This window comes from Rahnella sp. R3(2024), assembly GCF_042920125.1.
Taxonomy (GTDB): domain Bacteria; phylum Pseudomonadota; class Gammaproteobacteria; order Enterobacterales; family Enterobacteriaceae; genus Rahnella; species Rahnella rivi.
Genome location: NZ_JBHGBU010000001.1, coordinates 3,514,174 through 3,535,529 on the forward strand (window position 1 = coordinate 3,514,174; position 21,356 = coordinate 3,535,529).

Annotated in this window: 23 protein-coding genes; 10 read left to right on the forward strand and 13 right to left on the reverse strand. The window is 54.6% G+C overall.

The window, feature by feature from the left end:
* The first annotated feature begins 120 nt into the window (after window positions 1-120).
* Complete coding sequence (nadA, locus tag ABSH60_RS15835; protein WP_390974709.1) at window positions 121-1,185, forward strand: quinolinate synthase NadA; 1,065 nt, start codon at window positions 121-123, stop codon at window positions 1,183-1,185.
* Window positions 1,186-1,224: 39 nt separating this feature from the next.
* Window positions 1,225-1,947, forward strand: coding sequence for a nicotinamide riboside transporter PnuC (gene pnuC / locus ABSH60_RS15840; RefSeq protein WP_056772028.1), 723 nt, complete (start codon window positions 1,225-1,227; stop codon window positions 1,945-1,947).
* Between the two features lie 62 nt (window positions 1,948-2,009).
* Here pnuC and zitB read toward each other — a convergent pair whose 3' ends face one another.
* Window positions 2,010-2,957 carry a CDF family zinc transporter ZitB gene (zitB, locus tag ABSH60_RS15845; protein ID WP_183846219.1) on the reverse strand — a complete coding sequence of 316 codons (948 nt, stop codon included), beginning with the start codon at window positions 2,955-2,957 and terminating at the stop codon, window positions 2,010-2,012.
* A gap of 127 nt (window positions 2,958-3,084) precedes the next feature.
* The gene (locus ABSH60_RS15850) at window positions 3,085-3,423 is read right to left on the reverse strand and encodes a protein YbgS (protein WP_056771685.1); all 339 of its coding nucleotides are present in this window, start codon (window positions 3,421-3,423) and stop codon (window positions 3,085-3,087) included.
* A gap of 199 nt (window positions 3,424-3,622) precedes the next feature.
* Between ABSH60_RS15850 and aroG the strand changes: the two genes are divergently transcribed.
* A complete protein-coding gene (gene aroG / locus ABSH60_RS15855) occupies window positions 3,623-4,675 on the forward strand; it encodes a 3-deoxy-7-phosphoheptulonate synthase AroG (RefSeq protein ID WP_056771688.1) in 1,053 nt (350 codons plus the stop codon).
* Between the two features lie 69 nt (window positions 4,676-4,744).
* Here the strand turns inward: aroG and ABSH60_RS15860 are convergent, their stop codons facing one another.
* From ABSH60_RS15860 to modE, 9 genes are all read right to left on the reverse strand, one after another.
* Window positions 4,745-5,218: a GNAT family N-acetyltransferase gene (locus tag ABSH60_RS15860; RefSeq protein WP_390974712.1), complete on the reverse strand. Its 474-nt coding sequence runs from the start codon at window positions 5,216-5,218 to the stop codon at window positions 4,745-4,747.
* 87 nt (window positions 5,219-5,305) lie between these two features.
* The gene (gene gpmA / locus ABSH60_RS15865; RefSeq protein ID WP_056771695.1) at window positions 5,306-6,058 is read right to left on the reverse strand and encodes a 2,3-diphosphoglycerate-dependent phosphoglycerate mutase; all 753 of its coding nucleotides are present in this window, start codon (window positions 6,056-6,058) and stop codon (window positions 5,306-5,308) included.
* A gap of 206 nt (window positions 6,059-6,264) precedes the next feature.
* Entirely contained in the window at window positions 6,265-6,597 is a 333-nt protein-coding gene (locus ABSH60_RS15870) for a PsiF family protein (RefSeq protein ID WP_056771698.1), read from the reverse strand.
* Between the two features lie 141 nt (window positions 6,598-6,738).
* Window positions 6,739-7,785 (reverse strand): galactose-1-epimerase, encoded by a 1,047-nt coding sequence (gene galM / locus ABSH60_RS15875; RefSeq protein WP_390974714.1) that lies wholly within the window; start codon window positions 7,783-7,785, stop codon window positions 6,739-6,741.
* On the reverse strand, window positions 7,779-8,927 hold the full coding sequence (gene galK, locus ABSH60_RS15880; RefSeq protein WP_056771705.1) for a galactokinase: 1,149 nt from the start codon (window positions 8,925-8,927) through the stop codon (window positions 7,779-7,781). Before galK ends, galM begins: the two co-directional genes overlap by 7 nt.
* On the reverse strand, window positions 8,924-9,976 hold the full coding sequence (gene galT / locus ABSH60_RS15885; protein WP_056771708.1) for a galactose-1-phosphate uridylyltransferase: 1,053 nt from the start codon (window positions 9,974-9,976) through the stop codon (window positions 8,924-8,926). The genes galK and galT overlap by 4 nt, the downstream gene beginning before the upstream one ends.
* A 19-nt stretch (window positions 9,977-9,995) precedes the next feature.
* On the reverse strand, window positions 9,996-11,012 hold the full coding sequence (gene galE / locus ABSH60_RS15890) for a UDP-glucose 4-epimerase GalE (protein WP_136375552.1): 1,017 nt from the start codon (window positions 11,010-11,012) through the stop codon (window positions 9,996-9,998).
* A gap of 297 nt (window positions 11,013-11,309) precedes the next feature.
* A complete protein-coding gene (modF, locus tag ABSH60_RS15895; RefSeq protein WP_390974717.1) occupies window positions 11,310-12,779 on the reverse strand; it encodes a molybdate ABC transporter ATP-binding protein ModF in 1,470 nt (489 codons plus the stop codon).
* Between the two features lie 125 nt (window positions 12,780-12,904).
* Window positions 12,905-13,687: a molybdenum-dependent transcriptional regulator gene (modE, locus tag ABSH60_RS15900; RefSeq protein WP_390974719.1), complete on the reverse strand. Its 783-nt coding sequence runs from the start codon at window positions 13,685-13,687 to the stop codon at window positions 12,905-12,907.
* Window positions 13,688-13,859: 172 nt separating this feature from the next.
* On the opposite strand from modE, the gene ABSH60_RS15905 reads away from it, so the two are divergent.
* From ABSH60_RS15905 to modC, 4 genes are all read left to right on the forward strand, one after another.
* Window positions 13,860-14,015, forward strand: a complete 156-nt coding sequence (locus tag ABSH60_RS15905; protein ID WP_072158040.1) for an AcrZ family multidrug efflux pump-associated protein — start codon at window positions 13,860-13,862, stop codon at window positions 14,013-14,015.
* Between the two features lie 233 nt (window positions 14,016-14,248).
* Window positions 14,249-15,022 carry a molybdate ABC transporter substrate-binding protein gene (gene modA / locus ABSH60_RS15910; RefSeq protein WP_056771724.1) on the forward strand — a complete coding sequence of 258 codons (774 nt, stop codon included), beginning with the start codon at window positions 14,249-14,251 and terminating at the stop codon, window positions 15,020-15,022.
* Window positions 15,019-15,708: a molybdate ABC transporter permease subunit gene (gene modB / locus ABSH60_RS15915; RefSeq protein WP_122095850.1), complete on the forward strand. Its 690-nt coding sequence runs from the start codon at window positions 15,019-15,021 to the stop codon at window positions 15,706-15,708. The genes modA and modB overlap by 4 nt, the downstream gene beginning before the upstream one ends.
* Before the next feature lies 1 nt (window position 15,709).
* The gene (gene modC, locus ABSH60_RS15920; RefSeq protein WP_390974722.1) at window positions 15,710-16,771 is read left to right on the forward strand and encodes a molybdenum ABC transporter ATP-binding protein ModC; all 1,062 of its coding nucleotides are present in this window, start codon (window positions 15,710-15,712) and stop codon (window positions 16,769-16,771) included.
* On the opposite strand, the gene ABSH60_RS15925 is transcribed toward modC, so the two are convergent.
* Window positions 16,768-17,031 carry a helix-turn-helix transcriptional regulator gene (locus ABSH60_RS15925; RefSeq protein WP_056771734.1) on the reverse strand — a complete coding sequence of 88 codons (264 nt, stop codon included), beginning with the start codon at window positions 17,029-17,031 and terminating at the stop codon, window positions 16,768-16,770. The genes modC and ABSH60_RS15925 overlap by 4 nt on opposite strands.
* A gap of 136 nt (window positions 17,032-17,167) precedes the next feature.
* Between ABSH60_RS15925 and ABSH60_RS15930 the strand changes: the two genes are divergently transcribed.
* A complete protein-coding gene (locus ABSH60_RS15930) occupies window positions 17,168-17,437 on the forward strand; it encodes a helix-turn-helix transcriptional regulator (protein ID WP_056771737.1) in 270 nt (89 codons plus the stop codon).
* Window positions 17,438-17,525: 88 nt separating this feature from the next.
* Here the strand turns inward: ABSH60_RS15930 and ABSH60_RS15935 are convergent, their stop codons facing one another.
* A complete protein-coding gene (locus ABSH60_RS15935; RefSeq protein WP_390974724.1) occupies window positions 17,526-18,347 on the reverse strand; it encodes a pyridoxal phosphatase in 822 nt (273 codons plus the stop codon).
* 206 nt (window positions 18,348-18,553) lie between these two features.
* Between ABSH60_RS15935 and pgl the strand changes: the two genes are divergently transcribed.
* Window positions 18,554-19,555: a 6-phosphogluconolactonase gene (pgl, locus tag ABSH60_RS15940; RefSeq protein WP_390974726.1), complete on the forward strand. Its 1,002-nt coding sequence runs from the start codon at window positions 18,554-18,556 to the stop codon at window positions 19,553-19,555.
* Window positions 19,556-19,820: 265 nt separating this feature from the next.
* The gene (locus ABSH60_RS15945) at window positions 19,821-21,332 is read left to right on the forward strand and encodes a methyl-accepting chemotaxis protein (protein WP_390974728.1); all 1,512 of its coding nucleotides are present in this window, start codon (window positions 19,821-19,823) and stop codon (window positions 21,330-21,332) included.
* Window positions 21,333-21,356 lie beyond the last annotated feature (24 nt).

The following is a 21,356-nucleotide window of genomic DNA, read 5'->3' on the forward strand; positions in this document are numbered from 1 at the left end:
ACGACTTCACTCGTGTTTTACGGTATTTTGTTTAGCATACAAAACTACTCTGCTTCATCATGAACCAGAGAGTGGCTTCCCGCCTTCAGGCATACGGCCTGACTGAATGAGATGACGAGTATGAGCGAAACATTGGATCTGAATGCGACGGTTTATCCTTTCCCCCCGAAACCCGCCGTTCTGAATGCAGATGAAAAGACTTTCTATAAAGAGAAGATCAGAAAACTGCTAAAAGAACGTGATGCCGTGATGGTGGCGCATTATTACACCGATCCTGAGATTCAGGCGCTGGCCGAGGAAACTGGCGGTATCGTCGCGGACTCTTTAGAAATGGCGCGTTTTGGCAGTCAGCATCCCGCTTCCACGCTGCTGGTAGCCGGCGTGCGCTTTATGGGCGAAACGGCCAAAATCCTTAGCCCTGAGAAAACGGTGCTGATGCCTACGCTTAATGCGGAGTGCTCGTTGGACCTCGGTTGCCCGGAGCAGGCGTTCTCAGATTTTTGCGACCAGCATCCTGACCGCACCGTGGTGGTCTACGCTAATACCTCTGCGGCGGTAAAAGCACGCGCCGACTGGGTGGTGACTTCCAGCATCGCGGTTGAACTTATTGAGCATCTGGACAGTCTGGGTGAAAAAATCATTTGGGCGCCGGACCGTCATCTCGGAAATTACGTGCGTAAACAAACGGGTGCCGACGTGTTGTGCTGGCAGGGGGCCTGTATCGTCCATGACGAGTTCAAAACACAGGCCCTGACCCGAATGAAAGGTTTGTACACGAATGCCGCTGTGCTGGTGCATCCGGAGTCTCCACAGGCGATCGTAGACATGGCTGACGCCGTCGGTTCTACAAGCCAGCTGATTCAGGCAGCCAGGACGTTGCCAAACATGCAGCTGATTGTGGCGACCGATCGTGGAATTTTCTACAAAATGCAGCAAGCATGCCCGGACAAAGAATTGTTCGAAGCCCCGACTGCGGGCGAGGGCGCAAGCTGCCGCACCTGTGCGCATTGCCCGTGGATGGCGATGAATGGCCTGAAAGCCATTGCAGACGGGCTTGAGTCCGGCGGTGCACAACATGCTATAGAAGTAGATGAAGCGCTGCGGGTGAAATCGCTGATACCGCTGAACCGTATGCTGGCGTTTGCGGCGGAACTGAAATTACGCCCTCAGACGAAAGCGCTCTAAGCCACAGCTTTGTAACTGTCGAAAAGGAAATGTGCAATGATGGATTTTTTAAGTACCAGCAATATCCTGGTGCATATTCCGCTGGGAAAAGGCGGATATGACCTGTCATGGATCGAAGCTGTCGGTACACTCTTCGGCTTATTGTGCATCTGGTATGCCAGCAAAGAGAAACTGATCAATTACCCGTTTGGCCTTATTAACGTCACGCTGTTTGCGATCATCTTCTTCCAGATCCAGCTTTACGCAAGCCTCTTGCTTCAGGTGTTTTTCTTCGGTGCCAATATTTACGGCTGGTATGCCTGGAGCCGTCAGACGGCAGATCAACAGGCAGAGCTGCAAATTCGCTGGCTGCCACGTGGAAAGGCGGTGGTGTGGGGCGTGGTTTGCCTCGCGGGTATTTTACTGATGACGTTCAACATTGACCGTGTATTTGCTGCGCTCACGTTGCTGGCCGTCAATCTGATGCAGGCATTAGGGCTGAATGTTCAGATGCCGGAATTGCAGCCGGATGCTTTCCCGTTCTGGGATTCTTCCATGATGGTGCTGTCAATTGTCGCGATGTTGTTGATGACCCGAAAATACGTCGAGAACTGGCTGCTGTGGGTGGTGATCGACGTGATAAGCGTGGCGATATTCGCTTATCAGGGCGTGTATGCCATGGCGCTTGAATATGTGCTGCTCACACTGATTGCGCTGAACGGTTCATGGTTGTGGATCAAAAGCGCGAAGCAAAACGGTTCACTGCCGCTGCAAACGGCCTGAGTTCCTTGCATTAGCAAAACGCCTCCGGACGGAGGCGTTTTGCTTTATGAAACAGCTGACAGTCAGTGATGATGTGCGTGGCTATGACCGTGATGATCGTGTCCCGCGCTGGCGGCAGGCACTTCGTTGATCACACAATCTGGCGTTTCGCATGTACCGTACTCCATCTGTATCGTTGCATGGCCAATGCGGCATTTTTCCAGTAAGTGATGCTGAATACGGTCAAGCAGTGCGTCGTGGTCATGTGGCGGAACGACCTGAACATGCAACGTCATCAGCCGTTGCTCGCCAATCTGCCAGACGTGAACGTGATGCACATTGCGCACTTCGGGAATGCTCTGCGACAGGTCCCTGCGCAGCTGCTCGATATCGATTTCCTCCGGGGTCCCTTCCAGTAACTCATGGAAACTCTCGCGCAGTAACCGCCACGCATTACTCAGCACTAAACAAGACACCAGCACAGACAGAATCGGGTCAATCGGCGTCCAGCCGGTATACATGATGATGAGCGCTGCACCGACCGCACCAATCGACCCGAGCAAATCTCCCAGTACGTGCAGCGCGGCAGCACGCACATTGATATTGGCTTTTTCTTCACCCTGATGCAGAAGCCAGAATGCCAAAATATTGGCAAAAAGCCCGGCAATGGCGATCACCAACATCGTGGTGCCCATCACCGGCTGCGGATTGAAGAAACGGGCAATCGCCTCCCAGACAATCAGCACGACAATCACCAGCAGCGCCGCCGCGTTCACGAAAGCCGCCATGGTGGTCAGGCGCAGATAACCAAAGGTATGTCGCGAGTTAGGCTTACGTTTAGCGAAACGTACCGCCAACAGCGCTACAAGCAGTGCAGCTGCGTCTGTCAGCATGTGTCCCGCGTCGGCCAGCAGCGCCAGCGAGCCGGAAATTAAACCGCCGATCACTTCCGCCACCATAAAGGTGACGGTGATTAAAAACGCCAGCAACAGACGGCGGCTGTTTTTATCCTGAGGTAAAAAAGAAGACATAGTTGTATTCACAAAGATGATGAATAGAGGGGATTACAATAACGTAATCTTGAGGTGTTGCAAGAAGGGGAAAGGGCAAAAAAAGAGGAACCGAAGTTCCTCCTGTTCAGCATTGCCGGGGCGGGAATTAGTTACCCGTGGCTTTAGACTGGTTAGTGCCTGGGACCTGATCCGGACAACGGCCGTCCTTACACATGGCTTTTTTATGGTCGACTGTTTTCTTACTCATGTTGTGAGTTTTGTCAGTCGTTTTGTGCGTTTTTTTATGGACTTCATCAACGGGTTTATTGGTTTCGTTGATTTTGCTGTTATCGACACCTTTAGGTGCGATTTTCTGAATTGAACCCGGGCTGTCTGACTGATTTGCTGCGCCGTTATTTGAACCAGCGTCTGTGCCTTCTGCAAGCGCGGCACCTGAAGTCAGGGCCAGAGCTGCGGTAAAAAATGCGATTGCGAACTTATTCATATTGTCATCTCCATTATTCCAGAAGGATCCGTCGTCGTTTTTTGTGAACTCTTAAAGCCTAGCTAATGAATTCATGTCCTGAATCAAAATGAGACTATTCGTAAGTGTAAAAGTAGATTTACACCGTCACCCAATACGGCTAGATTGAACGCGGTCAGCGTTTCGCTTCGTCTCTTATGAATACCCGAATGGAACAGTTATGAATTATCAAAACGACGATTTACGTATTAAAGAAATTAAGGAACTTTTGCCACCTGTCGCCTTGCTGGAAAAATTTCCTGCGACAGATAAAGCGGCGAAAACAGTCTCTCAGGCACGCAATGCCATTCATAAGATTCTGAAAGGAAACGATGATCGTCTTCTGGTAGTGATCGGTCCCTGTTCCATCAATGATCCCAAAGCTGCCAAAGAATACGCCGCCCGCCTGATGAAAATGCGTGAAGAACTGCAGGGCGAGCTGGAAGTCGTGATGCGTGTTTACTTCGAAAAACCGCGCACGACCGTCGGCTGGAAAGGCCTGATTAACGACCCGCATATGAACAACAGTTACCAGATTAATGATGGTTTACGCATAGCACGCAAATTGTTACTGGATATTAATGATACCGGCCTGCCTGCGGCGGGTGAGTTCCTGGACATGATCACCCCGCAATATCTGGCCGATCTGATGAGCTGGGGCGCAATTGGCGCGCGTACCACCGAGTCTCAGGTTCACCGCGAGCTGTCCTCCGGGTTGTCCTGTCCGGTCGGTTTCAAAAATGGCACCGACGGCACCATTAAAGTGGCGATCGATGCGATCAACGCCGCGGGCGCACCGCACTGCTTCCTGTCGGTCACCAAATGGGGTCACTCCGCCATTGTGAATACCAGCGGAAATAACGACTGCCATATCATTCTGCGCGGCGGCAAAAAACCAAACTACAGCGCGCAGGATGTGCAGGAAGTGAAAGAAGGCCTGAAAAAAGGCGGTCTTCCGGCGCGTATCATGATCGATTTCAGCCATGCCAACAGCAGCAAACAGTTCAAAAAGCAGATGGAAGTCTGTGAAGATGTTTGTGCGCAGGTCGCTGGCGGCGAGCAGGCTGTCATGGGCGTGATGGTCGAAAGCCATCTGGTAGAAGGTAATCAGAATCTCGACAGCGGCGAGCCGCTGGTTTACGGCCAGAGCGTAACGGATGCCTGCATCGGCTGGGAAGATACCGAAGTGCTGCTGCGCAGCCTGGCTGACGCGGTAAAAGCGCGCCGCGGTTAATTCCACTCTCTGTCATTGCCTTTACAAGCCCCGTCTGTCTTGCGGGGCTTTTTATTATCAGAATGCGCCTTACAGCTCGCAGCGCATATCCATGCAACGCAAATCAGCCTTCGCCATCTCAGAGCGGTGCAGACTCTCTTTCACCAGACTGAACCCGTTCTTCTTATAGAATTCAAAAGCATTGGGCGTGGAAGCCAGCGTCAGCGCTCTGAACCCCCTGGCTTTCGCCTCGGCTTTTATGGCCTCAAGGATTTGCGTGGCGAGGCCTTTCCCTTCGAATTCCGGCAACGTAAAAATCGCTTCAACACTGCCATTTTTCAGATCGAGAAAACCGGTTGCCGCGGGCGTATCTTGCCCGTGCGTGTGCGCGACGAAAAACGGGTTTTCCTCAATCGCTTTGCGGTAGCCGGGAGGCATTTGATCCGGCGTCCACGCCATGACAACCCCGGCATCATAAGTATTGTGACATCCGTGGCGGATAGCCCGGTTACGGATGTCCCACAGTGTTTCTGCTTCATCGGGTGAGGCGAGTCTGACGGGCATAGGTTTTCTCCTGCGGGTGCACAGACAAAAAAGGCACGCTTTCGCGTGCCTCTGTCAGTTTTTCTGCGTGACGCAGAAAACGCGAAATTACTTCGCTTTACCCTGGTTTGCCACGGCCGCTGCTTTCGCTGCGATTTCGTCGGCATTGCCCAGATAGTAATGTTTAACAGGTTTGAAGTTTTCGTCGAATTCGTAAACCAGTGGAACACCAGTAGGGATGTTCAGTTCCAGAATTTCGTCTTCACCCAGATCATCCAGGTATTTCACCAGAGCACGCAGGGAGTTACCGTGTGCTGCGATGATCACGCGCTCGCCGCTTTCGATGCGTGGTTTGATCACTTCAGTCCAGTAAGGGATCACGCGTTCGATGGTCAGCGCCAGGCTTTCAGTGGTCGGCAGCTCTTCCGGTTTCAGTTTTGCGTAACGCGGATCGTGGCCTGGGAAACGCTCGTCGCTTTTTTCCAGTTCTGGTGGTGTCACGGCAAAGCCACGACGCCATTGTTTAACTTGCTCGTCACCGTATTTTTTCGCGGTTTCAGCTTTATCCAGACCCTGCAACGCACCGTAGTGACGTTCGTTCAGTTTCCAGGATTTCTCAACCGGCAGCCATGGCTGATCCAGTTCGTCCAAAACGCTCCACAGGGTATGGATGGCACGTTTCAGCACAGAGGTGTAGGCGAAGTCAAAGTGGAAGCCTTCGTCTTTCAGCAGTTGACCGGCCGCTTTTGCTTCGGTACGGCCCTTCTCGGACAGTTCAACATCATGCCAGCCGGTAAAACGGTTTTCTTTGTTCCACTCACTTTCACCGTGTCTTACCAGTACCAGTTTGGTTACAGCCATAGCTAAACTCCTCAGTTAACTGAATTTTCAATGATAACAATTATCATTATAGGGTCTTGGTATCCTCATCGGCAATCTGTATGTACGCTGATTGGCGGTGTGTCATACCGTTTGAGGTTAAACATAACGAATTTGCTGCGGGGATGTAAAACAAAACGCGCAGACGGTTGCCCGAACCGCGCATTTTGTCTAAAAGTGCAGCGTAATTAGCTGGCTTTTTTGAGGCAGGTACTCATGAACGTTTTACGCGCGTCGCCTTTCAGGTCTTGCTTCGCCGCATCGGCATTACAGGTTTTCATCTTCTTCTGCTGAGGATTCATTTTATCGTCAGTTTTGGCCTCTGCTTTCAGGCAATTACTCATGAATTTTTTGCGGTCTTCACCCTTGAGTGACTGCGTGGTGGCCTGCGAATTACAATCTGTCATCTTTTGACGTTGCGCAGTCTGTGCCGCAGAAGGGGTTTTGACCGGGTCGGCCGCCAGAGCTGAACCGGCGGTGCACAAGGTAGCCAGCAGGGTGAATAAAACAGGTAAGCGCATAACGAACTCCTTAATGAACGTCCTTTTCGCAGGACACCCCTTAAGCGTAGATGCGGCGGAAGTCTTTAGCAGAAAATGTGCTGATGCAGATGCGGGATGAGTCACAAAAAGGACAGGATCGGGCGATCCTGTCCTCAGGGATTACAGCGCGAAGAACTGATAAGTCGTGGCCGACTTATAGGTCTGCCCCGGTTTTATCCAGCAACTTGGCTGCGGCCAGGTGGCGTGGTTGGGGCTGTCTGGCAGGAATTCACTTTCAAGCGCCACACCGCTGTAGCTGGCATATTCACCGCCGCTGCGGTTTGGCGTTCCGCCAAGGAAGTTGCCGCTGTAGAGCTGCAATGCCGGGGCTGAGGTGAAAACGCTCATCTGAACTTTACCGTCAGCGGACCATAAATGCGCCGCCGGGAATTCACCGGAATTGCAGGTACGGTTGAGCAAATACGCATGATCGTAGCCTTTCACACGTTGCTGATCGCGGTCGCTGAGGAAATCTTTCGCCAATGTTTTTGGTGCATTGAAGTTCATGCCGGTGCTTTCCACCGTCGTCGGATCAGCACACGGAATGCCGTCGCTGTCGACCGGCAGGAAGCGATCGGCAAACAGCTGTAACTTGTGCTGGCGCGCATCGGTGCCTTCGCCATCAAGGTTGAAATAGGCGTGATTGGTCAGATTGACCGGACACAGTTTATCCACGGTGGCTTCGTAGCGGATTTCCAGACGGTTATCGTCAGTCAGCTGATAATGCACCGTGGCGGTCATATTCCCTGGGAACCCCTGATCGCCGTCGGCGGAAAACAGCTGGAAACTGATTTTCTGTGCGGTCCGGGACAGGATCTTCCAGCGGCGCGCATGAAAACCTTCCGGCCCGCCGTGCAGCTGATGAACGCCCTGGTTGGCGACCACCAGATGCGGTTTACCGTCGATCTCAAACTGAGAACGGGCTATTCGGTTGGCATAGCGTCCCACGGTCGCGCCAAGGTATGCGCTCTGGTTCATGTAGTCGTGTGGCGACTCACAGCCGAGCAACAGCTCTCGTGTGGAACCGTCCGCCAGTGGCAGCGTGAAAGAGAGCCAGGTTGCGCCCCAGTCCATGAATGTGGCAGTGGCACCCGCCGCATTCTGTAACGTTACCTGTTCAAACGGCTGGCCATCGGGGGCCAGCTGTGTGTTTTCAGGTTTTAACATACGCCTGCTCCTTGAGAAGCGGTGCAGACGTAGAAGGTTTCTTTCAGGCCGCTGTGCGCCTGATATTGCTGTTCAACCGCGTGACGGACTTTTTCCACCATGTCTTCCGGCACCAGCGCCACGATGCAGCCACCGAAGCCGCCGCCGGTCATGCGCACACCGCCTTTATCGCCGATCACTTCTTTGACGATGTCCACCAGCTTGTCGATTTGCGGTACGGTGATTTCGAAATCATCGCGCATGGAGGCGTGAGATTCCGCCATCAGTTCGCCCATACGTTTCAGGTCACCGCTGGCCAGTGCGTCAGCCGCTGCCAGCGTGCGGTCGTTTTCAGTGATAACGTGACGCGCACGGCGGGCCACCACCGGATCCAGCTCGTCCTGAATGGAGAAGAACAGGGCAGGGTCTACGTCACGCAGCGCTTTCACGCCGAAGAAGCGGGCCGCCACTTCGCACTGTTCGCGACGGGCGTTGTATTCGCTGTCCACCAGGCCGCGTTTCACGTTGGAGTTGATGATGACGACGGCTGCATTTTTCGGCATAGACACCGCGCGGGTTTCCAGCGAGCGACAGTCAATCAGCAGGGAGTGATTTTCCTTGCCGAGTGCGGAAATCAGCTGATCCATGATGCCGCAGTTACAGCCGACAAACTGGTTCTCCGCTTCCTGGCCGTTCAGCGCCAGCGCCACGCCGTCCAGCGGCAGGTCGTACAAAGATTTCAGCGCCTGACCCACCGCCACTTCCAAAGATGCCGATGAACTCAGGCCCGCGCCCTGTGGCACGTTGCCGCTGATCACCATGTCTGCGCCGGAGAAATCTTTATTCCGCAGCATCAGATGTTTCACCACGCCGCGCACGTAGTTGGCCCACGGGTGCGTGTCGGAGTGCAGAATAGGTTCGTCGAGAGAGAAGCTGTCTTCATCGTTGTCATAATCGGCGGCGATCACGCGGATCGTGCGGTCATTACGCTGCGCGCAGGCGATCACTGTTTCATAGTCGATGGCACACGGCAGCACGAAGCCGTCGTTGTAATCGGTATGTTCGCCAATCAGATTCACGCGACCCGGCGCCTTGATGGTGATGGTCGCAGGGTAGCCGAATTTATCAGCAAAGATTTCAAGGGTTTTAGTTTTCAGATTCATTGTTTTTCTCCGGCCTCACGATAATGGACATCACTCACCGCCCGCAGACGTTCAGCGGCTTGTTCCGCCGTCAGGTCGCGTTGGGTTTCAGCCAGCATTTCGTAGCCGACCATGAATTTGCGTACCGTGGCTGAACGCAGCAACGGCGGATAGAAGTGGGCATGTAACTGCCAGTGCTGGTGGTCGCCTTCGGTAAACGGCGCGCCGTGCCAGCCCATCGAATACGGGAAAGAACACTGGAACAGATTGTCGTAGCGGCTGGTCAGTTTTTTCAGGGCCAGGGCTAAATCACTGCGCTGTGCGTCGGTTAAATCAGTGATGCGCAGGATGTGTGCTTTCGGCAGCAGCAGTGTCTCGAATGGCCACGCCGCCCAGTAAGGCACCACCGCCAGCCAGTGTTCGGTTTCCACCACCGTACGGCTGCCGTCGGCCAGCTCACGCTGAGCATAATCGACCAGCATCGGCGAACCCTGTTGTTCGAGATAGGCACGTTGCAGGCGGTCTTCACGTTCAGCTTCGTTTGGCAGGAAACTGTTGGCCCAGATCTGGCCGTGCGGATGCGGGTTGGAGCAGCCCATTGCCGCGCCTTTGTTCTCGAAAACTTGCACCCACGGGTAGGATTTACCCAGATCAGCGCTCTGTTCCTGCCAGGTTTTCACCACATCGGTCAGCGCTTCTACGGAAAGTTGCGGAAGCGTTTTGCTGTGATCGGGCGAAAAGCAAATCACCCGGCTGGTGCCGCGCGCACTTTCCAGACGCATCAGCGGATCGGTACTTTCCGGCGCAAACGGTGTGTCTGGCATTAGTGCAGCAAAATCGTTGGTGAACACATGGGTGCTGGTGTACTGAGGATTCACATCACCGGTGACGCGGGTATTCCCCGGACACAGGAAGCAGTCAGGATCGTGCGCCGGCAGAACCTCATCCGAAACGGCTTCCTGCTGCCCTTGCCACGGGCGCTTGGCGCGGTGCGGGCTGACTAAAATCCACTGATCGGTCAGCGGATTGTAGCGACGATGTGGGTGATCAATTGGGTTAAACGTGGTCATAAAGATTCCTTAGTCCGCCTTAGTCTGGGTAACCTTGCGGGTTTTTCGACTGCCACAGCCAGGTGTCATTCGCCATATCTTCCAGCGTACGGGTGACTTTCCAGTTGAGCTCTTTTTCGGCTTTGGCCGGGTCTGCCCAGTAGGCCGGTAAGTCGCCGTCACGGCGTGGTGCAAAGGTGTATTTCACCGGTTTGCCGCAGGCTTTGCTGAAGGCGTTGATCACTTCCAGCACGCTTTGGCCGAAACCCGCGCCGAGGTTGTAAATGTGAACGCCGGATTTATTGTGCAGGGTTTTCATCGCCGCCAGATGGCCGTCGGCCAGATCGACCACGTGGATGTAATCACGCACGCCGGTACCGTCTTTGGTCGGATAATCATTGCCAAATACGGCAACGGACTCACGGCGCCCGACAGCCACCTGTGCGATAAACGGCATCAGGTTATTCGGCACGCCCTGCGGATCTTCGCCCATCAGGCCTGACGGATGTGCGCCGACCGGGTTGAAATAGCGCAGCAGCGTCATGCTCCACTCCGGCTCAGCGCGCTGAACGTCTTCCAGAATTTGCTCGACCATCAGTTTGCTGCGGCCATATGGGCTGGAAGGGTTACCGGTCGGGAAGTCCTCAACGTAAGGTGTTTTTGGCTGATCGCCATATACAGTCGCCGAGGAACTGAAAATCAGGTTTTTGACGCCCGCATCGCGCATGGCTTCAAGAAGGACCAGCGTACCTGTGACGTTATTGTCGTAATACGCCAGCGGTTTGGCGACGGATTCGCCCACGGCTTTCCAGCCTGCGAAGTGAATCACCGAATGAATCTGGTGTTCGCTGAAAATTTTATCGAGGATCGCGCGGTCACGGATATCGCCTTCGTAGAACAGCGGCGTTTTGCCGGTGAGCGTGTTGATACGTTCAAGCACGCTGACTTTACTGTTGTGAAGGTTGTCCAGAATGACGGGTGTGTAACCCGCTTCAATCAACTGCACGCAAGTATGACTGCCGATGTAACCGCTACCACCTGTGACTAAGACGTACATAATCGCTCCCCGATGAGTATCAATGTTGCAACGATATCACGCTGCTAGGCTGAAAAAGGTGATCCATCCCCAATAAAATGGAATCGCTTACACAAACAGTTTACCACCTTTCCACGGCGCTAAACAGGTGATACCGGCGATATCGAAAGCGGAGTGTAAACCATCTCGCCCCACAACAGGCTGCTTGTGTAATCGATTACACTGATTGTTCAGCAGGGTTTGAAAACAGTTTCAGGGGAGAAAAAAGCAGGATGTCGTCAGAAAAGCGGCCTTCCGCAGCATGAAGGCCGTGAGGGATTACAGCTGTTCTGTCTGATACCGGTAGATATCGCCGTCAGGAATAAAACTCAGGCGGTGAGTAATGCACTCAGGCGCATCTTCAGCGTGATGCGAAACAAACAGCAACTGGGTGTCACCTTCGCCAATCAGAATATCGACAAAGCGGCGCACCAGCTGACGGTTGATCGGATCCAGACCCTGTAACGGTTCATCGAGGATCAGCAGCGCAGGGTGTTTCACCAGCGCGCGGGCAATCAGGGCCAGCCGTTGTTGCCCCCACGACAAACTGTGAAACGGCGTCTCTCCGGCGCTGCCGCCGAGGCCGAGAAGAGTCAGCCACTGCGCGGTGAGCAGGCGCTGCCGATCGGAGACGGCCTGATAAATCCCGATGGAATCGAAGAAACCCGACGTAATGACGTTGCGCACGCTGGTGCTGACGCGGTAGTCGAGATGCAGGCTGCTGCTGACGTAACCGATATGGCGTTTGATGTCCCAGATGGTTTCACCGCTGCCACGACGGCGGCCAAAAAGCGTCAGATCGTTGCTGTAGCCCTGCGCGTGATCGCCGGTAATCAGGCTGAGCAGGGTGGATTTACCCGCTCCGTTTTGCCCGGTGATTTGCCAGTGCTGACCGGGGTCAACCTGCCAGCTCAGGTGATGCAGGATTGGTTTATCGTCGTATTGCACCACACCGTCGCGCAGAACGATCAGCGGGCAGTCTGCCGGCGGGCTCACGCGTATCGTCGGGTCTTCGGCTTCCGGTACCGCCATGCCGCTCAGGCTCTCACTGTGCGCCAGCTGCGCCACCAGGGCATCGGCCATCACCTGTTCACGCGGGCCGAATGACGCCAGCGTGCAATCGGCCAGCACGCCGACGTGTTGAACGAACCGCGGGATATCGTCAAAGCGGTTCAGCACCAGCACCATGGTCTGCCCGTGTTCTGCCAGCGTGGCGAGCAACTGTGCCAGCTGGGCGCGGGCGTTGACGTCCAGACCGTCGAAGGGTTCGTCGAGCACCAGCAAATCGGGTTGTTGCATCAGCACCTGACACAGCAGTGTTTTGCGGGTTTCGCCGGTAGAAAGGTATTTGAAGCGGCGATCGAGGAGTTTCTCAATGCCAAATTGGGCTGCGAGGGCGGCACAGCGCGCCGGATCCTTCACCTCTTCCTGAATGATGTCAGCGGTGGTGCGGCCGGTATCGTCCTCGCCTTCACTGAGCAAATCGGTGTTGTTGCGCTGCCATTCATCGGCCACCAGTTTTTGCAGCTGCTCGAAAGAAAGCCGGACGATATGCGCAAAGCTGGTCTCGCGCGTGCCTTTGAGAAGCGTTAAGTCACCGGCAAGCGCACGCGCCAGCGCGGATTTTCCGCTGCCGTTGGAGCCAACGAAGGCCCAGATGTCACCCTGCTGCAGGGTCAGATCGGAAAGTGTGAGGGTTCGGGTATCGCTCAGGCGGAAAATACCTTGCGAGATGTGCAACGACGGCATGATTTATCCCTTTTTATGCAGGCATGTTATGTAAGAAGGGATAAGCGCTGCCGCCGTGCAAGTCAATTGACAATTCTGCAAAGTGTTAACTCTGATTCTGCAAGGATATGATTAACAGGGCATTTTTAGCACAGCGTGGCAAGAATCACTTTATCGTCATCAAACTGAGCAAACACAGACTGACCGGTCGCCAGCCGCAGACTGTCGGTATCCTGGTTCGGCACTGTCGCGCACAACGTCTCGCCGCCGGTGAGTTTCAGCAGCACCTCGCTGTTCAGTTCGCCGCGCTGAATATGGGTCACTTCGCCCGGTAATGCGTTATGCGGATTTTCCGCGCTGAGCCCGAGGGTGATCCACGGCGCTTTGATCAGCACCAGCACTTCTTTGCCGGGCGTCAGCACCAGCCGGTCAGCACTTTGTTCGGTGATGGCGGCGCGGATCCGGGTTTTGCCATCAGCCAGCACCACATCAATATGCTGCTGTACCGTCTCGTGGCTGCGTTCCACCACGTTGCCGAAGAACTGATTGCGTGCGCTGGTCTGCAGGGAGAAGCGCGAAATGGCGGCCAGCAGGCTGTCGAGAGGCAGGGAATCTTCTTTCAGCACATCAAAGGCTTTTTGCTGGATCTGCGCCAGCAGTTCGTACAGCTGGATCAGCCGCTCACCGTAAGGCGTGAGGATCGCGCCACCGCCGCCTTTACCGCCGGTACTGCGCTCGACCAGGGTATCATCGGCCAGCTGGTTCATCTCGTTGATGGCGTCCCACGCGCTTTTATAACTGATACCCGCCAGCTTCGCGCCCTGGCTGATTGAACCGGTATGGCGTATCTGGCGCAGTAATTCCATACGACGCGGGTCAGCGAACAACCGCTCCCGCAGCTTGAGGGTTAACAGGATTTCAGCTTGCATGTCAGCTTCCTTAATGGACGAAGGGGCATTGTCGCCGTTAAACCGGTCTGCAGGCAAGTTGGCGAAATGCTAAAGTAATTGCAGCCCCGTGCTGTTATTATCCGTCACAGTCTGTAATTCAGTTTATGAACATCGCCGTGTTGTGCGATTCAGCCAGTCAAGTGAGGCTATCATGTTAGAATTAATCGAAAGTTTGGTATTCGCTGCCATCATGGTGCCGATCTTCATCGCGGTGATCCTGGGCCTGATCTGGGGACTGGGCGAAGTTTTCAACATCATTTCGGTCGTCGGCCACTCTAAAGAGTCCCGCAATAAGCCTCATTACTGATACCTGCAGTATTGATTCGAATAACCCGGCCCCTGTGCCGGGTTTTCTTTTTTCTAAGCGCAGTTGAAAAGACAACCCTTTGAAAACTCTTCAGCGAAGCCAGATCAACAAACATCAAGTTCCTGCCATTTCCGCCGATAAATCAGATGACACTCCTTTTTCCTGCGCTATATTGTTGCGTACATAACGCATCTTCAAAAGCATGAATAACCCATAACAGGCGAGGAAAAATGATGAAAACTTCTTGGGCTAAATTATTAACGGCGACCGTGCTGGTGGCTGGTCTGAACGTTCAGGCTCAGGCCGCAGAGAAAATCACGGTGTTTGCCGCCGCGTCGCTGACTAACGCCCTGCAGGATATCGCCACGCAGTATCAGAAAGAAAAAGGCGTGCAGGTGGTGTCTTCTTTCGCGTCGTCATCCACTCTGGCACGCCAGATTGAACAGGGTGCACCGGCCGATCTGTTCATTTCTGCCGATCAGCAATGGATGGATTACGCCATCGGCAAGCAACAAATTGTCGATAACACCCGTTATACTCTGCTCGGCAACGAGCTGGTGCTGATCTCCGCTAAAACCAGCAAAATCGATAAAGTCGATATCTCTGAGAAAACAGAATGGCTGAAACTGATTGGCGACAGCCGCTTAGCCGTGGGCGATCCGGATCACGTCCCGGCGGGCATTTATGCGAAAGAGGCGCTGCAAAAACTGGGTGCCTGGACCACGCTGGAACCGAAACTGGCGCGCGCCAGCGACGTGCGTGCCGCGATGGCGCTGGTAGAGCGTGAAGAAGCGCCGCTGGGTATCGTGTACGGCTCTGATGCCATCGCCAGCAAAAAAGTGAAGGTTGTCGGTATCTTCCCGGCTGCAAGCCATAAGCCGGTTGAATATCCGATGGCTATTGTTAAAGGCCATGAAAATCCAACGGTCAGCGCGTTTTACGATTATCTGAAAACGCCTGCTGCCGCTGAGATCTTCACCCATTATGGATTTACGCCACGCAAATGATGTTGAGTGAATATGAGTGGCAGGCGGTATTTCTCAGTCTGAAAGTATCGAGCCTGTCCGTAGTTTGCAGTCTGCCACTTGGTATTCTGATGGCGTGGATTTTGGTCCGCTGCCGTTTTCCCGGCAAATCCCTGCTCGACAGCATTATCCATCTGCCACTGGTGTTACCGCCGGTGGTGATTGGCTATTTGCTGCTGGTGGTGATGGGAAGGCGCGGCGTGGTGGGCGAGTGGTTGTACGCGTGGTTCGGATTCAGCTTCAGCTTCAGTTGGCACGGCGCGGTACTGGCTTCTGCCGTCGTTGCCTTCCCGCTGATGGTGCGCGCCATCCGCCAGTCGCTGGAAGCCGTTGACCCTAAGCTGGAACTCGCCGCCCGGACGCTCGGCGCCTCACCGTGGCGGGTGTTTTTCACCATTACCCTGCCGCTGTCCGTTCCTGGCGTGATTGTCGGCGTGGTGCTGGCATTTGCCCGCTCGCTGGGAGAATTTGGCGCAACCATTACCTTCGTCTCCAACATCCCTGGTGAAACCCGCACCATTCCGCTGGCGATGTACACTTTGATTGAAACCCCCGGCGCAGAGGGCGCCGCCGCGCGGCTTTGCGTGCTGGCTATCCTGTTGTCACTGGCGGCATTACTGATTTCTGACTGGCTGGCAAAGCGCAGCCGAACGCGGCTGGGAGGCTGACATGCTGGAACTGGATTTCAGTCAGCAACTGGGTGAGCTGAATTTACAGGTCACACAAACCTTACCGGCGCAGGGCATTACTGCCATTTTCGGGTTATCCGGCGCAGGGAAAACCTCGCTTATTAACGCCATCGGAGGGCTGACAAAACCCGACAGCGGCCATATTTCCCTGAATGGCCGTCTGCTGTCAGATGTGCAGGGCAAGATTTTTCTGCCGCCGGAAAAGCGGCGTGTCGGTTATGTGTTTCAGGATGCGCGGCTGTTCCCGCACTATCGGGTGAAGGGAAATCTGCAATACGGCATGGCGGCGTCGATGCGCGGCCAGTTCGACAGTATTGTCCGTTTGCTGGGCATTGAAGCTTTGCTCGACCGTTTTCCGCTCACACTTTCCGGCGGAGAAAAGCAGCGCGTCGCCATTGGCCGTGCGTTACTCACCGCACCGGAAATTTTGCTGATGGATGAACCGCTGGCTGCGCTGGATCTTCCGCGTAAACGCGAACTCATGCCTTATCTCGAACGGCTGGCGCAGGAAGTCAGTATTCCGATTTTATACGTGACGCACAGCCTGGATGAAATTCTGCGGCTGGCGGAAAAAGTCCTGGTGCTGGATGCCGGTAAGGTATTAGCGATGGGCACTCTGGAAGAGGTCTGGGCGAGCAACGTGATGCGCCCGTGGCTGCCGAAGGAAGAACAAAGCAGCGTGCTGAACGTCAGCGTGCTGGAGCACCATCCGCGTTACGAAATGACCGCGCTGGCGATCGGCGATCAGCGTTTGTGGATAAGCAAAGTGGAAGAAGAACCGGGCACGCCGTTGCGGGTGCGGGTCAATGCCACCGACGTTTCGCTGGTGCTGCAACCGACCGCCAATAACAGCAGCATTCGCAACGTACTGCCCGCGCAGGTGCTGGAATGTCTGGAGGTCGGCAATCAGGTGGAAGTGAAACTGGCGATGGCCGGCCACGTCATCTGGGCGCGTATCACGCCGTGGGCGCGGGACGAACTGATGATCCGCGCAGGCCAGTGGCTGTATGCGCAGATTAAAAGCGTGTCGGTCAACCGTTAATCTTTTGGCGTATTGAAGTTTTCATACAGGCTCAGAACCTGCTCGGCGAAATCGTCGTCAATAATATAGAAATAGCATTCCGGTACGTTCAGCACGCGCGCGAAATGGCACAAGGTGTCGAAGTTCGGGCTGTACGTCCCGCTCTCATATTGCGATACCCGCGAACGTGCGGTGCTTTCATCAATGCCTCCTAACACACCCAGTTTCTCCTGCGTGAGTTTGGCTTTTTTCCGTGCTGATTTCAGTCTGTGCGGGATCATAGTCAATAACCATATAAACTGTATTGACGTTATGTTAAGCATCCCTTAACATATTGTTGTTTAGAGTTACTGAACGACGTAACGAGAAAGTGTAGACCACATTTCAACGGCTGAACCTACAACAAAAGGAAGAACGATGAAAAAGGAAAGTGACTGGCATCCGGCGGATATCATTGCCGGACTGCGTAAACGGAAAACGTCGCTGGCCGCGGTATCCCGCGAAGCCGGATTAGGGTCTTCGACGCTGGCAAATGCACTGGCGCGCCCCTGGGCGAAAGGCGAAATGATCATTGCGAAAGCGCTGGGAGTGCCCCCGGCGACTATCTGGCCAAGCCGCTATTTCGATGAAGATCACCAGTTAATTCAGCGCCGCGTCCGGCCTGAAAAGCATAAGACGGAATGCTGATGTTCCGCCCGGCATGACATAAAAAAAGCCTTCCTCGTGGCGGAGGAAGGCTTTAACGGTGTGTATGTTGACAGGTGTGAACGCGGGATCAGTTCAGGACTTTACTGCGGATAACCTCCGCGATGCCCGGCGTTTCATGGTCGCCAATCACCAGCGCGGCTCGCTCTTTAATGGCATCGACTGCATTGCCCATCGCGACGCCCAGCCCGACATTTTCCAGCATGCTGAGATCGTTAAAGTTATCCCCGAAAGCCACCACATCCTGCATGCTCATGCCCTGAGATTCGACCCATTCCTGCAAACGACGGCCTTTGCTGTTCCCGCCTTTGGCGACGTCCACCTGATCGTGCCATGACCACTCGCAGGCCAGGCCCAGTTCATTTTCTGCCTGAGCGGCAAAAGTGTGCAGCGCATCCAGATCCTGATGTGAGGTGGCGAATTTCCACACGGACTGCGCTTCATCGGCCGCTTCCAGCAGGCTGTTGACGTGAACGATGTTCGGGCGCTGGCCTTCCGGCAGCGTCTCACCCCAGGCGATGGAACGGCTGACGTGGCCGCTCGGTTGCTGATAAAGCATGGCATCATCCACATACAGCAGGCCATGAATGCCGTGATATTCCAGCAGATCGACCACTTTTTTGGCTTTCACTTTGTCCATCGGATCGGAGGTCAGAACCTTACGTGCCTGATAATCATACAGATAGGTACCGTTACAGCAGATAGCCGGTGTATCCAGCTGTAAGGCCTGATAAAACGGATGGATCGCGACGTGATGGCGTCCGGTGACGATGACCACTTTGATTCCCTGTGCGCGGGCGTCGGCCAGCGCAGACAAAGATTCCGGCAGAATACGTTTTTGACGGTCGAGCAACGTACCGTCGAGATCAAGTGCGATGATGCGATAAGTCATGGGCAGTCCATCATAAAGTGAGAGGATCGAAGAAATTATCATCATGTTACCGTGTTAAGCCTGCTAATTAAACCTGCAAACCCGCCATACTTGTGCAGTGAATGCCCTGCCGGACGGCCAACAGATTTAGGGCATGGCTGCTGCCGGGTTGTTGGGTTATCCTGAACCACGCTTTCAAATCTAATGAGATTTAATAAGGAGTTGTGATGAAGCAAGTTGTCTACGTTGCCAGCCCTGATAGCCAGCAAATCCACGCTTTTCGTTTAGAGGACAAGGGTGAACTGAGCCTGCTGCAAACCGTGGAAGTGCCGGGGCAAGTACAGCCGATGGTGATCCATCCTGACGGTCACCGTATGTATGTGGGTGTGCGTCCTGCATTTGGCGTGCTCACTTACCGTATCGATCACGAAGGCAAACTCGAAGAAGCGTCGATGGCCCCGCTGCCGGGGAGCCCAACGCATCTGGGTATCGATCTGCAAGGGCGCTTTGTGTTCTCCGCCTCCTACAGCTTCAACAACGTCAGCATTCATCCGCTGGATGAGCAGGGCCACGCGCTGGCACCGACGCAGGTTCTGGAAAATATTCAGGCTCCGCACTCTGCCAATATCGATCCGACCAACCAGCTGCTGATGATCCCGGCGCTGAAAGAAGACCGCATCCGTCAGTTTGATTTCAGCCAGCAGGGTGAGGCGACGCCGCATGAATCCGCCGAACTGCGCACGGTGGAAGGGGCCGGTCCGCGCCACATGGCTTTCCATCCGAACCACCACTTCGCCTACTGTGTGAATGAACTCAACAGCAGCGTGGATGTGTATCAGAAAGATGTGACCAGTGGCGAATACCGTCAGGTGCAGACGCTGGGCATTATGCCTGCTGATTTCACCGGCACCTGCTGGGCTGCAGACTTGCACATTACGCCGGACGGCAAATTCCTGTATGCCTCTGACCGCACGGCCAGCCTGATCTCGGTAATGACCGTATCAGAAGACGGCAGCGAACTGACGCTGGCGGGGCATCACGCGACACAAACGCAGCCGCGCGGTTTCAACATCGATCACAGCGGTCAGTTTGTGATCACTGCCGGTCAGAAATCCGATGCCATTGAAGTGGCGAAAATTGATCCGGCAAACGGCCAGTTGACCACGCTGAAAACTTACCCGGTGGGCAAAGGCCCGATGTGGGTCAGTATTCTGGACATTCGTAACTGAAACTGAAGGCTAAACAAACCTCAATCAATGCGTCAGGCTTATGATTCATTTTGTGTGGGTGAATAATACCGTCAGGTAATAATGATCAAGCCCCTGTATTAAGGGGCTTTTTTATCCCTGAGCTTCCCGTGCTATTGTTAAGACTTATTTTCATCTCCCTCTAAATATTGTGCCTATCAGGTCGATAACTCTCCCGCTATTCACTCATTCTGTGCTGGCCTTGCCACCTCAGAGTCAGTCCTTTTGGTCAATCAGGGAGAAGAAAATGAATGTACTTTCAGGGATCGCTGGCCCCGTTCGCCACGCCACTATCGCTAATAAACTGGGAGCCGGTTTCGCACTGGTGTTGCTGCTGGGCTCGCTCGTGGCGGTATCCGGGATCTACCATCTGACCCGTATCAATGAGCGGGCAGAAAAAGTGACGCTGCTCAAAACCGTCAATGATCTGCTGAGCAGCGCGAAATTTTCACGCCTGTCCTACATGGCGACCAAAGATCCAAAGTTTGTCGAAGAGAACGCTCAGGCGCTGGATAAACTGGAGGCCAGACTGGCCGATGTTGCCGCCTATACGTGGGACGAACAGGATCAGCCTCTGGAAGAGGCGATGCCGGAAAACATCCGTCGTTACCGGGAAAGCTGGCAACATACGCTGAATCCTCCGGCCGGAAGCAACACGCAAGACATCGCCGCACAACTCGCCGCCGCCGGGCTGGCGCTGACCTCAGCATCCAACACGATGCTCGATCATGAAATCGCCAACACCCATCACGAAGTCAGCCAGACCATCACAGAAATGGTGGGCATTGTCATCGCCACCATCATTGCAGGGGCGTTGATTTCATGGCGTATGACCCGCCAGCTGACCCTGCCGTTGCGCCGGACGCTGGCGACGGCGGAGCGCATTGCGGCCGGTGATTTGACTGTGCACAACGCCAGCCACAGTTTTGATGAAGTCGGGCAACTGAGCCGCGCCATCGAAGGCATGAACAAGAATCTGCACGGGATCATCGGCAATATCCGCGAAGGCGTGACGCAGGTGTCGCGTGCATCTGGTGAAATTGCTGCCGGAAATATCGATCTGTCGGCGCGCACCGAAGAGCAGGCGGCGGCACTAGGGCAGACCGCGGCCAGCATGGAAGAGCTGACTTCGACGGTAAAACAAAATGCCGATAATGCCACGCAGGCCAGCCAGCTGGCATCCGACGCCGCAGACACCGCTGCACGCGGGGGCAAGCTGGTGAGTGATGTGGTGGGTGTCATGAAAGAGATTGCCGTCAGCTCGAAGCAGATTTCCGAGATAACCACCGTGATCAACGGCATTGCTTTCCAGACCAACATTCTGGCGCTGAATGCGGCGGTTGAAGCGGCGAGAGCCGGTGAACAGGGGCGGGGCTTTGCGGTTGTCGCCAGCGAGGTGCGCAGCCTGGCACAGCGCAGCGGGCAGGCGGCGAAAGAGATTGAAGGGCTGATCCAGAAGTCCGTCGCCAACGTGAATAACGGCTCGCAACTGGTCGCTAAAGCGGGTGACACCATGGAAGAGATTGTCGGATCTGTCCGTCACGTTACGCAGATTATTCATGAAATTGCATCGGCGTCGGATGAGCAAAGCAGGGGGATCAGCCAGATTGCGCTGGCCGTAGCGGAAATGGATACCGTGACCCAGCAAAACTCGGCGCTGGTGCAGCAGTCAGCCAGCGCGGCGGCATCGCTGGACGAACAGGCGGTGACGCTGGAACGAACGGTGTCCGTCTTCCGTCTGGGTAACGAAGCGCAGTAAGGTCTTCTCTGAACGAAAAAAAAA

Excerpts from the sequence above, each read along its gene's own strand:
- nadA (WP_390974709.1), top strand. The coding sequence starts at position 121 with ATGAGCGAAACATTGGATCTGAATGCGACGGTTTATCCTTTCCCCCCG.
- pnuC (WP_056772028.1), top strand. The coding sequence starts at position 1,225 with ATGGATTTTTTAAGTACCAGCAATATCCTGGTGCATATTCCGCTGGGA.
- zitB (WP_183846219.1), bottom strand. The coding sequence starts at position 2,957 with ATGTCTTCTTTTTTACCTCAGGATAAAAACAGCCGCCGTCTGTTGCTG.
- ABSH60_RS15850 (WP_056771685.1), bottom strand. The coding sequence starts at position 3,423 with ATGAATAAGTTCGCAATCGCATTTTTTACCGCAGCTCTGGCCCTGACT.
- aroG (WP_056771688.1), top strand. The coding sequence starts at position 3,623 with ATGAATTATCAAAACGACGATTTACGTATTAAAGAAATTAAGGAACTT.
- ABSH60_RS15860 (WP_390974712.1), bottom strand. The coding sequence starts at position 5,218 with ATGCCCGTCAGACTCGCCTCACCCGATGAAGCAGAAACACTGTGGGAC.
- gpmA (WP_056771695.1), bottom strand. The coding sequence starts at position 6,058 with ATGGCTGTAACCAAACTGGTACTGGTAAGACACGGTGAAAGTGAGTGG.
- ABSH60_RS15870 (WP_056771698.1), bottom strand. The coding sequence starts at position 6,597 with ATGCGCTTACCTGTTTTATTCACCCTGCTGGCTACCTTGTGCACCGCC.
- galM (WP_390974714.1), bottom strand. The coding sequence starts at position 7,785 with ATGTTAAAACCTGAAAACACACAGCTGGCCCCCGATGGCCAGCCGTTT.
- galK (WP_056771705.1), bottom strand. The coding sequence starts at position 8,927 with ATGAATCTGAAAACTAAAACCCTTGAAATCTTTGCTGATAAATTCGGC.
- galT (WP_056771708.1), bottom strand. The coding sequence starts at position 9,976 with ATGACCACGTTTAACCCAATTGATCACCCACATCGTCGCTACAATCCG.
- galE (WP_136375552.1), bottom strand. The coding sequence starts at position 11,012 with ATGTACGTCTTAGTCACAGGTGGTAGCGGTTACATCGGCAGTCATACT.
- modF (WP_390974717.1), bottom strand. The coding sequence starts at position 12,779 with ATGCCGTCGTTGCACATCTCGCAAGGTATTTTCCGCCTGAGCGATACC.
- modE (WP_390974719.1), bottom strand. The coding sequence starts at position 13,687 with ATGCAAGCTGAAATCCTGTTAACCCTCAAGCTGCGGGAGCGGTTGTTC.
- ABSH60_RS15905 (WP_072158040.1), top strand. The coding sequence starts at position 13,860 with ATGTTAGAATTAATCGAAAGTTTGGTATTCGCTGCCATCATGGTGCCG.
- modA (WP_056771724.1), top strand. The coding sequence starts at position 14,249 with ATGAAAACTTCTTGGGCTAAATTATTAACGGCGACCGTGCTGGTGGCT.
- modB (WP_122095850.1), top strand. The coding sequence starts at position 15,019 with ATGATGTTGAGTGAATATGAGTGGCAGGCGGTATTTCTCAGTCTGAAA.
- modC (WP_390974722.1), top strand. The coding sequence starts at position 15,710 with ATGCTGGAACTGGATTTCAGTCAGCAACTGGGTGAGCTGAATTTACAG.
- ABSH60_RS15925 (WP_056771734.1), bottom strand. The coding sequence starts at position 17,031 with ATGATCCCGCACAGACTGAAATCAGCACGGAAAAAAGCCAAACTCACG.
- ABSH60_RS15930 (WP_056771737.1), top strand. The coding sequence starts at position 17,168 with ATGAAAAAGGAAAGTGACTGGCATCCGGCGGATATCATTGCCGGACTG.
- ABSH60_RS15935 (WP_390974724.1), bottom strand. The coding sequence starts at position 18,347 with ATGACTTATCGCATCATCGCACTTGATCTCGACGGTACGTTGCTCGAC.
- pgl (WP_390974726.1), top strand. The coding sequence starts at position 18,554 with ATGAAGCAAGTTGTCTACGTTGCCAGCCCTGATAGCCAGCAAATCCAC.
- ABSH60_RS15945 (WP_390974728.1), top strand. The coding sequence starts at position 19,821 with ATGAATGTACTTTCAGGGATCGCTGGCCCCGTTCGCCACGCCACTATC.